12 protein-coding genes and 3 pseudogenes are annotated in these 12,852 nt (G+C 40.5%); 12 read left to right on the top strand and 3 right to left on the bottom strand.

Going from position 1 to position 12,852, the window contains the following annotated elements:
• The coding region (locus GS12_RS24420) for a sigma factor-like helix-turn-helix DNA-binding protein (RefSeq protein ID WP_235421276.1) at positions 1 to 175 on the bottom strand (175 nt) is incomplete at its 3' end.
• Between the two features lie 62 nt (positions 176 to 237).
• Here GS12_RS24420 and GS12_RS20460 point away from each other — a divergent pair.
• Positions 238 to 918 (top strand): annotated as a pseudogene (locus GS12_RS20460) (conjugal transfer protein TraG N-terminal domain-containing protein); the annotation flags it as partial.
• Positions 919 to 942: 24 nt separating this feature from the next.
• Here the strand turns inward: GS12_RS20460 and GS12_RS23085 are convergent.
• Together GS12_RS23085 and GS12_RS24095 are read right to left on the bottom strand one after the other, a co-directional pair.
• Positions 943 to 1,344 (bottom strand): hypothetical protein, encoded by a 402-nt coding sequence (locus GS12_RS23085; protein WP_052118547.1) that lies wholly within the window; start codon positions 1,342 to 1,344, stop codon positions 943 to 945.
• 204 nt (positions 1,345 to 1,548) lie between these two features.
• A pseudogene (locus GS12_RS24095) lies at positions 1,549 to 1,872 on the bottom strand (transposase); the annotation flags it as partial.
• Between the two features lie 33 nt (positions 1,873 to 1,905).
• On the opposite strand from GS12_RS24095, the pseudogene GS12_RS23650 reads away from it, so the two are divergent.
• The 11 genes and pseudogenes from GS12_RS23650 to GS12_RS20400 all read left to right on the top strand — a co-directional run.
• Positions 1,906 to 2,590, top strand: a pseudogene (locus GS12_RS23650) (IS30 family transposase); the annotation flags it as partial.
• An 814-nt stretch (positions 2,591 to 3,404) separates the two neighbouring features.
• On the top strand, positions 3,405 to 3,881 hold the full coding sequence (locus GS12_RS20445; protein WP_034950336.1) for a hypothetical protein: 477 nt from the start codon (positions 3,405 to 3,407) through the stop codon (positions 3,879 to 3,881).
• A 7-nt stretch (positions 3,882 to 3,888) separates the two neighbouring features.
• Entirely contained in the window at positions 3,889 to 5,946 is a 2,058-nt protein-coding gene (locus GS12_RS20440) for a peptidase domain-containing ABC transporter (RefSeq protein ID WP_034950334.1), read from the top strand.
• Between the two features lie 16 nt (positions 5,947 to 5,962).
• Positions 5,963 to 7,315, top strand: a complete 1,353-nt coding sequence (locus GS12_RS20435; protein ID WP_034950332.1) for an AMP-binding protein — start codon at positions 5,963 to 5,965, stop codon at positions 7,313 to 7,315.
• Positions 7,315 to 8,190, top strand: a complete 876-nt coding sequence (locus GS12_RS20430; RefSeq protein ID WP_034950329.1) for a hypothetical protein — start codon at positions 7,315 to 7,317, stop codon at positions 8,188 to 8,190. The genes GS12_RS20435 and GS12_RS20430 overlap by 1 nt, the downstream gene beginning before the upstream one ends.
• Positions 8,153 to 9,205 carry a hypothetical protein gene (locus tag GS12_RS20425; protein ID WP_152601454.1) on the top strand — a complete coding sequence of 351 codons (1,053 nt, stop codon included), beginning with the start codon at positions 8,153 to 8,155 and terminating at the stop codon, positions 9,203 to 9,205. Before GS12_RS20430 ends, GS12_RS20425 begins: the two co-directional genes overlap by 38 nt.
• 2 nt (positions 9,206 to 9,207) lie before the next feature.
• Entirely contained in the window at positions 9,208 to 9,435 is a 228-nt protein-coding gene (locus GS12_RS20420) for a phosphopantetheine-binding protein (protein WP_034950324.1), read from the top strand.
• Positions 9,419 to 10,588: a type III PLP-dependent enzyme domain-containing protein gene (locus GS12_RS20415; RefSeq protein ID WP_034950322.1), complete on the top strand. Its 1,170-nt coding sequence runs from the start codon at positions 9,419 to 9,421 to the stop codon at positions 10,586 to 10,588. Before GS12_RS20420 ends, GS12_RS20415 begins: the two co-directional genes overlap by 17 nt.
• Positions 10,589 to 10,601: 13 nt before the next feature.
• Positions 10,602 to 11,612, top strand: a complete 1,011-nt coding sequence (locus tag GS12_RS20410; protein WP_034950321.1) for a nucleotidyltransferase family protein — start codon at positions 10,602 to 10,604, stop codon at positions 11,610 to 11,612.
• A gap of 61 nt (positions 11,613 to 11,673) precedes the next feature.
• Positions 11,674 to 12,654 carry a glycosyltransferase gene (locus tag GS12_RS20405; RefSeq protein WP_034950320.1) on the top strand — a complete coding sequence of 327 codons (981 nt, stop codon included), beginning with the start codon at positions 11,674 to 11,676 and terminating at the stop codon, positions 12,652 to 12,654.
• A gap of 60 nt (positions 12,655 to 12,714) precedes the next feature.
• A partial coding sequence (locus tag GS12_RS20400) for a transposase (protein ID WP_034950317.1) occupies positions 12,715 to 12,852 on the top strand: 138 nt, incomplete at its 3' end.

Genomic DNA, 12,852 nt, shown 5'->3' with positions numbered 1-12,852 from the left:
AGTTAATACCCGTGCGGCGAAAACGCTTGAACATTTTATGCATAGAGGAAGTACTGATGTTCAGTTGCTCAGCGATTTCACGGTAAGTCAGGGCGTCGTTAAAGCGCAGGCTGAGTGCAGCTGTGATCCAGGGCCTTCTGGTGTAAGGCGTGTTTCTGTCCACGGTAGTGTCCATGTTCGCGAAAATGTCCATGGTAGGAAACACGGGGAAAAATAAAAGACGGTCTGAACGATACGCTTACGGCCGCAATGAAAATGTCAGGCTTTAACGACAGTGACTATCAGGAAGCTGTCATACGGCGTCTGGTAAGCCCGGAGAGCCTGACGGTCTCACAGAGTGGCCATGTGTATGCCGGCTATGGCGGCAACGCCGATTTTACCCTGGATAATGCCGCGGCACGCCTGGCGGCTATTGGCGGGACATCTCTCGGCAGTCTGGCGGCATTTCCGGCGTTCGATGCGATGCGACAGGCGCTGCCAATGGTGCAGGCTATCCTGCTGATGGCAATGTATGTCATGCTGCCGCTGATTCTGGCGTTTGCGGCTTACGAGTTCAAGGCCGTTATTACGCTGACTTTTGTAATATTCGCCCTGAACTTCCTGACGTTCTGGTGGGAACTGGCGCGCTGGCTCGACAGCTGGCTCCTGACAGCGTTGTACAGTTCAGACACACACAGCCGCTTTAATATGGCGGGACTGCAGAACAGCTCAGATGACCTCATTATGAATCTGGTAATGGGAGCGATGTTTATTGTACTGCCTGCCGTTTGGCTGGGAGCTCTTTCGTGGGCAGGGGCCAGCTTGGGTGTCGCTGTTAGCGCTGCCTTTCAAAAGGGTGCTGAAACTGCTCAGAATACAGGCGGGAAACTTGGAGAAGCTGCTGGTAATGCTATCGGCAGTAAAGCAACCAAAGGGTAGTTTTACTGGCCCAGTTAATTGGGCCTAATCTTCACCCGGGGATTTGTAAGGAGCGCCATCATATTCATTATTGATGGCGCTATTCATTACAAATTCATCATGAAAATTATTTTCATCTTTCGTTTCATTAAAACTATTTATTGAAGCATCTTTAGAGCTAGATCCTATATGTGTTATGGCAGCAATAAAAGTCCATAATAAAATTGCGCTGCAGCTTATCAAGAGACCGCCTGCTATAAGTGCAACTAACGAACAAAGGACAGCTAAAAGCAGCGGTATGTGGCCTAACCACTTCGGCAGTTTGTATTGTTTAGCCAGTATGACGCAGCGCTGATCTAAACGTGTAAAAATTTTTTTGATACCCTTCCATATTGCAGCGAGACGAACACCACGTTCCCAGGCGCGTTTTTCTTGAGACTGATACATCTCCCCCTCCGAATTAGGTGAGTTCTAAAGGGACTATAGCGGATTTTTTGAGCAATTACTAATTACTGCTTCAGTACTCAGAGTTACTAATAAATTCTCTAAAATCATCGGGTTAATTTTTTTCAATGCGTTACGACTTGTCATCATTAAAAAAGCATCATTATACTATGTTTATATGGGTCTTCCCCGATTATGGTGGGAGGCTCATAACTCCATGTTTAACCTGCCGTAATGGAACATCACTGCGGTTTTGAACCGTTCTTTGTTCCGGTATCCTCTGGGCTTGATCCTCAGCAACCGTATTTTACTGTTCAGTGATTCTGCGTTGCCGTTTGATACCCGGTGCTTCATGGCATTCAGGATCCCGTACAGCCGTTTACGTAACGTCCGGGCGGCACTGCTCAGCAGCGGGGTTCCCACGTCTTTGGCCATCGCGATCCATTCCAGCCACAGGCGTCTGCTGTGCCCGTCATACCGCCGGTTCTAGAGTTACCGGGCCAGCTCTTTCATTACCCAGCAACGGCTGGTATCAGGCAAGACCATCTGTGCTACCTCCGGTCTTTCGGCCCGGATAATCAGGAAATGCATGTGTCACACGAAACGATTTATAAAACGCTTTGTATACAAACCCGGGGGGCATTAAAAAAGAGCTGCAGCAATATCTCAGAAGCGGAAGAGCAGTTCGTAGATCCAGAACGTCATCGCTTAAAGGTAAAGGGTTAGGATCAATCCCGGATGCGATATCAATAAGCGAAAGGCCACCTGAAGTTGCAGACAGAGCCATACCGGGTCACTGGGAAGGTGACCTGATCCAGGGCTCGAAAAACTCCTATATTGTCACTCTCCTAGAACGCCATTCCCGCTTTGTTATGCTTGCAAAAATCAGAGACAACAAAGCCATAACGGTTATATCTGCACTCATCAGACAAGCCCGGGAATTACTTGTTGAACTTTATAAAACACTAACATGGGATCGGGGGGCGGAAATGACTGGCCACACCCGATTTACTGTAGCGACAGATATTCAGATTTATTTCTGTGATCCTCAGTCTCCCTGGCAACGCGGCTCAAATGAAAATACAAACAGATTACTCAGACAATATTTTCCAAAAGGAACTGACTTATCGGTTCACAGCCAGCAAAGACTTAACAGTGTTGCCAGACAGCTCAACGAAAGGCCGAGAAAACGCTAGACTATGAATCACCCGCAGAACGGTTCAATAAGTGTGTTGCGTCCATCAGTTGAACTCACAGCCAGAAGCAGGCCTTTCTAAAGTAATCGTGTGTCAACAAAGTGGCTGCAGGTCAGGGGTTAATTCATCGCAAGGATGATATGGTAGATTGCTTGTCAGTTAGAAAGCCGCCTAAACAAACTCCGGCACGAGTCAGGTTGTACAGCGAAACATGCCGACATGGAACCAGGGCCGGGGTTATGCAGACGTACTCTGGCTGAAATGCTGACCCAAAACGTATCCCGATAAGAGGTGATAGCACAAACCGCGTTTGCAACCCCAGCGTCCTCACCTTCGGTTGTCTTCCCCCCATAGAATCATCGTTTATTTGTCGAATCCTCTAACTCGCCAGCCAATAACCTCATGGAAGATTGTTCATCTAGGAAAACTCTCATTACCTGATCACCAAAGACAGTATAGTCGACATATGGAATATAATGTTTTCTTTCATAAATTTACATAATATTACAAAATGGCTATAAGTTCAGCATTGTTAAATAAATGTAAGTTTTGTATAACTTTTTATGCTAAACCAAAACGACGCTAATTATCATAGCGTTGTGCGGTAGCCATGGGGATGCCCATGAAGTACACGTCAAATATGTAACACCGATTAAAATGTGTTCGTATTAAGGTTGTGTAATATAAAAGTTAATAACTTACGGAGATACATTATGCTTTTTAATGATGAATTAGAGTTAAACGAAACTCACGAAGCTGTTGAGCTGACTGAGGAAGAGATGATTGCCATCGCGGGTGGTATGAAAGCCTGATAGTACCCACGCAGGGGAGGTGACTCCCCTGTATTTCACAGGATGTTCTTTCGATATGTCGGTAGAGCTGACCACGCGTCTGAATAAAAAATTCATCAGTAGATCTTTTATCCTGATAACCGGAATGAGCGTTGCTGCCAGTCTGAGTCTTCTTGCCATTTTGCTGACGCAGTTTGAAGTTATAAGCAGAAAAGAAGTTGATTTAAACGCTTCGCTGGCAGCCAGCGAGGTAGCCAAGGGTAAAGTTATAAGCACCTATCAACTTACCTCTCAGCTTCCACGAAAAATGTCTGAATCAGAGTGCCTGAACGCCGTGCAGTCTAAATTAAGGGTTGAAAATCCCTATAAGGAAAGCAACGGCCAGTATACTTATCATTATCAACCAATGTATAAACAGAATAATTCACACTGTGGTGTAACGATAGAATTTTCCACAAACACAGTCCAACTGACACCTCGCAAAAATATATCTGTGATATATATTGACAACGCAACCAAGCAGAGCCTAATTCACTCTCTACTTGAAAAATAGTCAGATTATGATGAGAAAAAAAATTAAAGTTATTTTACAAAGTGAGCAAGCCGATTGCGGACATGCATGCCTGTGCATGATATCTGGTTACTGGGGCAAGGAGTTGACACTTGAAGAATTAAAGTTTGCTTATTCAACGAGTGTACGCGGAACAAACCTTCTAATTCTCAAAAATATCGCTACAGAAATAGGGTTTAGCAGCACTGCTATTAAATGTTCAACAGAAAGGCTAACCAAACAGAAAGAGCCTACTATTTTGCATTGGAATAAGAACCACTATGTTGTTTTTGAGGCATACCGCAAGGGAAACTTTTACATAATAGATCCAGTCAGCGGCAGAAGGAAAATACCACAGCAGGAGTTTGAAAAACAGTTTAATGGTATCTGCCTAATTATGATGCCTAGTACAGATCTTGTTAAGAGAAAAAAGAAGAATGAAGATCATGTGAAGAAAATAATTTTCCCAATTTTCATGTCTACTATACCATATATATTGGTTATTTCATTGATTCTTGAAACAATCAATATTGCAATTCCTTTCTCCTATGGATGGCTCATCGACAAAGTCATTAAAGAAACGTCATCTAGTGTCATCGCTGGATATGTGATGCTATCCTCAATATTAATAACTCTAACTATTATAGTCTCGGTAATAAAAAACAAAATATTACTGGTCAAGGGGAGTGAATTCTATTTAACCATGCAGGAAGAACTACAAAACAAAATATTCAACCTTCCTTTGAGTTTTTATGAAAAAAAGAATGCCGGAGAAATAGCGGCGCGATTAAATAGCATCAACTACATAAGAAGAACATTTAGCACTGAATCCTCCAACATCGTTACTAATGCTCTGCTTTCGGTTGTATCGCTTGCAACGCTATTTTTTTTAAATCATCTCCTCCCGCTAATAACGGTAGTGATTCTTACAATATTTATATTGGTTAGAATGATATTCTACAAACATCAAATGTATGCAAGAAACAGTGAATATGCCAAAGCTCCAATTCTGTACTCTATTGTGCAGGAGTCCATAACTGCAATGGCCAGCATAAAAATGGCGCAGAGTGAAAAAAATCGATACCGACGCTGGCTTGATAAATCATTTGATGCTGAATGTGATAAGCACACTTATGACAAGTATGCATTATTGTTAATTGATTTGAAGACAAGCCTAAACAATGCAGATCAGTTCATTACCGTTTTCGTAATATTTGCATTTATGTGGGGGAACGGACTGACGATAGGAAGTGTATTCACTTATCTTTTTATCAGAAGTTTCTTCTTCATACGCACTGTAGATTTTATTTTAAAGATTTCTGAAATTAAACTAATGTCAGTCTATAGCGACAGGATAAACGAAATACTCTGCATGAGTAATGAGAGAAAAGGGAATATTGCAATTAAAAGCAAAGAGGAAGGATTTCATATTGCTATAAGTAAGTTAAGTTTTAAGTATAGTCAGCATGAAAAAGCAATCTTTGAGGAGCTTGACCTGGAAATAAAGGCTGGTGAATCCGTTGCTATTACCGGTGACTCTGGCACAGGCAAAACAACACTGGCAAAACTTTTAGCCGGATTTTATGATAGTTATGAAGGCAGTATATGCATTGAGAATGTTGAACTTAAAGATATTGATATAAAGACATACAGGAAAAATGTAGCTTCCGTATTTCAAAATGATCGACTGCTCTCTGGCTCTCTGATCGAAAATATTTCAAACTTTGAGAAGCATCCTGACATTGAGCGTGTAATTGAATGTTGCGCTATGGCAAATATTGATAAGAAGATAGAGACATTAGCCATGAAATATGAAACCTGGTATCACTCAGGATCGGATGCTTTTTCTGGAGGGGAAATACAGCGATTGCTTATTGCCCGTGCATTATATAAAAAGCCCAAATTACTCATTATGGATGAGTCAACTAGTCATCTTGATATAAAAAATGAAAGCGTTATTAGTGAAAATGTTAAATCATTAAAGATGACTAGGGTTATCATTGCCCATCGTAATGAAACTATTCTTTCTGCTGACAGAATAATTCGCCTAGGCGGAGAACATACATAATCGTGAGGGAGGGGGAATGAATTTACCAGACTATCTATTAATGAACATCTATCGCCACCGGGAAAACACATTCCTGATAGAAAATGACAGGGTTATCACCTATCACGAACTCCTGGAATCTATACTCATCTATGCTAAGACGATTCGAGAAAACACCAGTACAGAAAAAAAAGTCTTTCTAAGGGAGAGCACTGCATTTTCTACACTGGTGAGGTTACTGGCATTGCTAAATAATAATGTCAGCGTAGCCTTAGTTCATCGTGGCTGGGAAGGTACGACAGTAGACGATGATTATTGGCAGTCGATAGAGAACTATAAGCATCAGGCATCCAGCATGGAACTTCAGAAGATGCTGACTGAAGAGATAATGAACCGTAAACAAAGCAATTCAACTCTCTCGTTTCACTCTTCTGGAACAACGTCTGATAAGCCAACAGAAATGACTGTGTCTCAGGATAATATTTTTTTTTCGATGACCAGCATCTCTGCAACACTTAAATATAATAATAAATCAAGAATTGGTGTTACTACACCGCTGTCATTTGATTATAGCCTTTATCAGTTTCTGATGGCTATCGCCAGTGGCGGTTCTGTTATATACAGTGATTTCAGACTCAAAGCTCACCGTTCTTTTGATGTATTTTCTCGTTACGACTGTAACTATATAGCGCTGATTCCTGGTTTATTGAAGCAATATCTCAACCTGCGCAAGCTTAATGCATCGGGAAAAACGCCTCTCTACATAACATTGACAGGTGAATTTTTGGAACAACTGACGTTAGAGCAATGTCATCAGCTTATACCGGAAACCCATATCATTACGATGTACGGCATTACGGAATGTAAGCGGGTGAGCATTACACCTCCTGAAATCTGTGTGATAGAGAGCAACTGTGTGGGATTAGCGATACCGGGCACCTGCGTACTAATCAAAGATAAAGACGAACGTATCCTCAGAAGTGGCGCGGGTGAATGCATTGCGCGGGGAGCACATGTGATCAATGGTTATGCATCTGGGGGCCCTTGTCAATTTACGGAGCATGAGGGGCAACGACAGCTTAATACTACCGACATAATCCATATCGACAATAACGGCTTCATAACCTTTCTTAGAAGGTCGAATGAAATTATTAAAATTAATGGAAAGAGAATCGATAGCAAAACAGTTAAGCGTTTCATTCAACAGACTTATCCTGACATTAATGATATATCCAGTCGAGATAACAAAATTATCATCACATCACGAAATGATCTACCAGCTGAAAGTATTAAAGAGGTTTTAAAAAAATACTTTTATGAACATCATGCCATTGTTTTAAGAGAAATTGTTCTCAGAAAAAAAGAAAATTTAAACCTTAAGGGGATGTAATGTTACTGCCAGTAGACTGTAGAATGCAATCCATTATCAGCGTACTTGAAAATTCAGTATATCGAGAAATAGTAGGATGCTGTGCCTATAATAAAATTTACCTGAAGTATATGGATAGCAGGAAAAATTTTGCCATTGAATATGGGCATCCAATAGTAAATCTCAAACGTTATGGATTTCTCATCACAGAGAAACATTATCTGCACTCGGAAAAACAATCGTTTATTAATGATCTCAAGCTATCGCAGGGTGCGGTCATTCAGCATTCATATAGCAGTCTTCTACTCAGAATGAGGTTGATCAAGACCGGTTTGCCTATTGACATTCCACACATGATCTATACTAAAGAGGTAAATATTAAAAATGAACAGCTAGTCATGAAAACCAGTGATGAAAAATTTAAACTTATGTCCTGGAATCATTTGTTTTCTCGGGAAAATGAGAAAATTTCTGTGTACTTCGTAATGCAAAAACCTGAAAAACATTTGGACATCGACGAGATATTGGCAGAGTTTAGTAAAAGCTGTGCACTGTATCCTCACTATAATACTCCTGATATTCATCAAAAAATACAAAATGATATCACTGAAGATATGCTAATTAATAAATCATCTGCAGCAATCCCTCTTTGGAATCGTAACATCTGGAAAATGCATATCACTCGAGGTTGGTTTTCATTGTTTGCTTATGAAGTTCTTAAAAATAATTATCTACAAACGAAAATGCTAGCACTGAGCCAGAGTTATCATGATCTCTCTGTATCTATAAACCAGATGGCTATTAAAGAGAAAAACTTTAATCTTACGCCTCACATTACTCAGTTGATGGAAAACCTTAATGAAGAATCCAGAATTATCAGTGAAATTTCAAGATAAATTTACTTTAGTAGATTTTATTATCCAATCTAAAACCGTTGACGAACTATCCTATCGACTATATGAGAGTCATTTCAATGACCTTTATTTAAATAATGAATTCGGACATAATGATGTTCGGTCGATAATTGAGCAACTGACAGCTGTGTCACTTTCACTGGCAGTGACCTTCAGCCAGCACATGCAGGCTGTAAATGTGCTGAAAATGTCCTCCATCAGTAGCCTAAAACATACGGGATTGATTGCTTCTGCTACGACCTCAATAAAAGGGGCGAGTTTGAATAGCAGGGTATGCCTTGAAGTTAATGCTGAATTACTGACTAGAAATTGCCCATTTGTAAGTTATTTCGCTGAAGCCACTCATGTTATCTTCACTGGGCTGGTCGGTACTAGAAATTCTATCGTATTTTGTGATAAGAACGATTTGCATATTGAAAAAGAGGAGTCGATTAATACATGGGGTATGAAGGAAAATCGAATTGAGAGGGTCGAATTCAGCGTTCAGAAGAAATCTTGTCATATTATAGACGATCACAATTTGAATTTGTCTAATAATGTTTTAGCCTTTTACGCTCATCTTTATTGGGGAATATCTTGGGCCGCTATGTTCAATCGCGCATTGCACTATGTAAGGCATATAGTAAAAGAATATAAATTCTACCATTATGAAAAAATGCAACAGGTAATAAATTTTGATCTCATCAATTCATGTCTGATTGAACGTCTTGAACAGCACCCACCTGCATTAGATAAAGAAAAAATCACTGATGTACTTGAGCAGCACATTCAAAATAACTCCGCAAAAATAATCATTGCAGAGAATGTTTGTAGCGGGATGAAAATCATACTCGATATACTTGGATTTAAAGAAGGCTATCTGACAAAAAAGGAAAATGACTGGTTTCAACAGGCCTACACCGACTTATTATCAGCTCCACTTATGTTTAACAATGCTGATTTAAATAAGATTAACATCGAAACATTACAAATTCTGAATAAAATTCAAGCGAGATAAAAATGATTGAAATTATCAACAGTTTTGTAACACGCAATACAGGACATCAATTCAATAATAAGTTATTAACAATGAATGTCTATGATGCGGGCCTTGATTCTCTATTACTGGTTGGTTTGATCGTAGAGCTTGAAGCGAAAAGCGGGAAAATTTTACCTGAAGATAAATTAGAGAGACTGATTTCTGGAGATTTTACCTTTGAGGAGATCATTAATGCCTTCAGTGAATAGTATAACAGGGGCGTATATTGAGTATAAAACTGAAAAGCTAAACGATAATGTCAACTATCTTAGGACGGTGTTACCTTATAACAGTCAACTCCTATATTCATTGAAAGCAAATAACAATCCGGAAATAATAAAATTTTTCTGTGATACAGTGGACGGATTTGATATTGCATCGAAAGAAGAACTAGCATTAATAAGTAGTTATGTAGGTAAAAAAAGAACTCTCTGCCTGACAGGTAACGAGAAAATTTCCATACCGATGTCTGCGCTGCTCGATGCCGCATCAAAGCATAACCTAATTTATTCTATTGAATCACCTAATGATTTTCTTTTTTTCTGCAAAATTATAGAGCATGATATTGATGTTCAAGGTCTGTTTCGACTTTCATATTTTCCTTCAGTCCGCTATGGAATTTTTAACGGGTTGCCAGATAGCCCTTTTGGCATGACAGCGGAAACGATTAACACGTTATTATCCCGAGCTCATCCCGGAGCAAAACAGAGAGTAGTAGGATTTCATCTCTATATCGGTTCACAAATTTCCGATATGAACCAGCTAAGTGAAACCCTGCGCTGTGCAATTGAAGAAATTAAGAGAGTTGATCCTGAATTTGTTGCACAGATCAATATGCTAAACGTTGGTGGTGGATTTCCTGCTCCCTATGGCCAGAAGATGAATCAGCAGGTGATTACTTCAGCTTTTAAGCTCTCAGAAGAGCTGGAAAAAGTCATCAACGAAAGTAACCTTCCGCCGGTTTCTCTGATTTTTGAAAGTGGTAGAGCGTTGACGGGTAACGCAGGCAGGCTAAGCTGCAGTGTGCTCGACTACAATTTCAACTCTGCCAGCCCATATATCGTTATCAACTGTGGAATTGCGCAAATTGCCGGCCTTTATATGCTGCGCAGAATAAAAGAGCCCGACCTAGAATTTTATTATGATGCGCCTAAAGGAATTCACACGGCGACTGTCCGCTGTCGGGTTTATGGCCCAAGTTGTACAGCGCTAGATATGCTGGGCTATGCAACGCTGTCCCCGGACACTATCAGTATAGGTACCTTATTACACTGTGACAATCTGGGGGCTTACTGTAGCAATGCGTCACTGAACGGATTTCATGGCAAGACCAAAATCAGAGAAATTATAAATCTAGAGTAACTAGGAGGATAATATGTCAGGACAGAGTGAATTAACCCTTTTTAGAGAATTATACGACGCTTACTTTTATAATGAAACTTTTAAAAATACTAGGGGCATTGATATCTCCTTCCTGAATCAGCATAAATTATTGCCCCTGTTAAACTATGTTATCCATCAGCAGAACCTGTATAAGGAAGTAGGCTATAAAGATTGTGAGCTTATTGCCAGTTACTGTTCCCATCTTGAAAAAAAACAGAGTTTTGCAGACAAAGAACTGGATACGTTGGCAAAAATGATGAAACAGGAAAAAATTCATTATGCATTGCGAAAGGGAAAATCGCTGGCAGCGCTCTACCACCACCCCAGCCATCGTACTTCAAACGACGTAGATCTGCTGGTTGATGTAACCAGTGCAGATGACCTGAAATCACTGTTGGCCGCAGCGGGCTTTACCTGCGGGTTCTATCACCATCAAACGCGCGCTGTGCATGCACACAAACCTGAAACTCTACTTAAATACCGTATGAGTCCGGATCATCTACCTCACTATGTTAAAATAGTCGACGGAATACCGATCGTCATCGATATAGCTTTTACGCTCAGTTGGACGACGAAACAGGACAAGATATCCACAGAAGAAATATTGCGCAAGGCAACTGAGGTAAATGGCATATCATTCCTTGAGCCCTTTTATAACTATTTACATACCCTGCTTCATTTGTACCGTGAATGTGTTTTCCTCACTTCTTTGCAAAAAAGGCCTCCTTATCTGACTTCTGTGATAGATGTAATGTTGCTCAATCGCCTAAATAGCGACGTTGATAACGTTGATAACGAGACGCATGCTTTATGCGAGCTGATAACTCAGCTTTGCTCAGCGCTATGTGAAGGCGAGATGGATCTAGACAGCATAGCCAGACAGCATTCTTTTATTGAGCATAAAGGCAAGCTAATTAAGACAAACGGCAGCTTTGTCAATTTGATGTTCACATCACATAAAAATTATAAAGAAGAATTTAATTCAATCACTTTAGATCGTTAAAAAGCTAAATTGCGACATACTTCAATCGTCATCGAATTATTCATTGAAAAGGAATAGTCAGATGGATTTATTCTACATCGTTGTACTTACATTTTTCATAATCAGATCAATTGTATTGATATTGACATGGTGGAAGCTAAAGAGATCCGGTTCGACCTCTGTTTTGCAGCTGGAGAATTCTCAAAAAATTTGGTTTGTCTTACCAGCCTTGAATGAGGTAAAGATTGCAGAGGAAACTGTCTCGTATTACTACGAGCTATTAAAGCCATATTCAGATGAATGTGAGCTGGTAATTATTACCTCACCGGAAGCTAGTGAGTATAGCACATATAGCTGCATTCAACGTCTGCAGGAAGTCTATCCTATTACATTAAAACACGATCGAGTGAGCCAATCTAAGCAGGAGAAGCTAAATCGCATCTACCGCGAAATTAAAGCTAACAGTTCCCACCCATTCTGGATATTTGTTTTTGATTTTGATGCCAGGCCCTCAACGACACTGATTGAACGGACCATAGCAGAGACCCGTACCGGGCAGGGCATAGAGATGATTCAGGCGATCCCCGTCACCACTGCCAAACCGGGAATGGGATGGTTCTCATCTCTGAGCGCATTAGACCATCTATACCGTGTATTATTTGTTGAAAGCTTCCTTAACCACTTTAAGTGCAAGTATTACCTGCGTTTGGGCATGGGAGCTTGCTTACTTATTAAGAGCAGCGCGCTGGATAGGACAGGTGGATTTCCTAAATATTCTGATGACATAGAACTGGGCTATCGGCTCGACCTGCTGGCAGTTCGTAGAAAAACAATAATGGAATATCCCACGATGACGCCAGTCAACACCTTCGGTGCATACTTAAAGCAATATTCCAAAATTATGCTGGGAGTTTTATCTCTCAAGCGCGTGTTTAATGATATGCCAAACTCAAATGCCTATACTGCAACAACCAAATTGGTAACATACTCGACCAATTTTTTTTCACTCTTTATTTTTCTCCTCACAGTGATTTTTTCAGTCATGAAGATGAATGGCTTTTGAATCGCCACGGGTTTAACAGACACCTCGGAGTCATTTAAGATGGCTTAAAGAGAGGTGCCCATGAGCGGTAAGCGTTATCCCGAAGAGTTTAAAATTGAAGCAGTCAAACAGGTTGTTGATCGTGGTTATTCTGTTTCCAGCGTTGCAACACGTCTCGATATCACCACCCACAGCCTTTACGCCTGGATAAAGAAATAC

Origin of the sequence: Erwinia oleae (assembly GCF_000770305.1) — a bacterium.
Classification (GTDB): Bacteria; Pseudomonadota; Gammaproteobacteria; order Enterobacterales; family Enterobacteriaceae; genus Erwinia; species Erwinia oleae.
The sequence above is the reverse complement of the archived record's forward strand: the minus strand, read 5'-3'. Positions and strand labels throughout refer to the sequence as shown.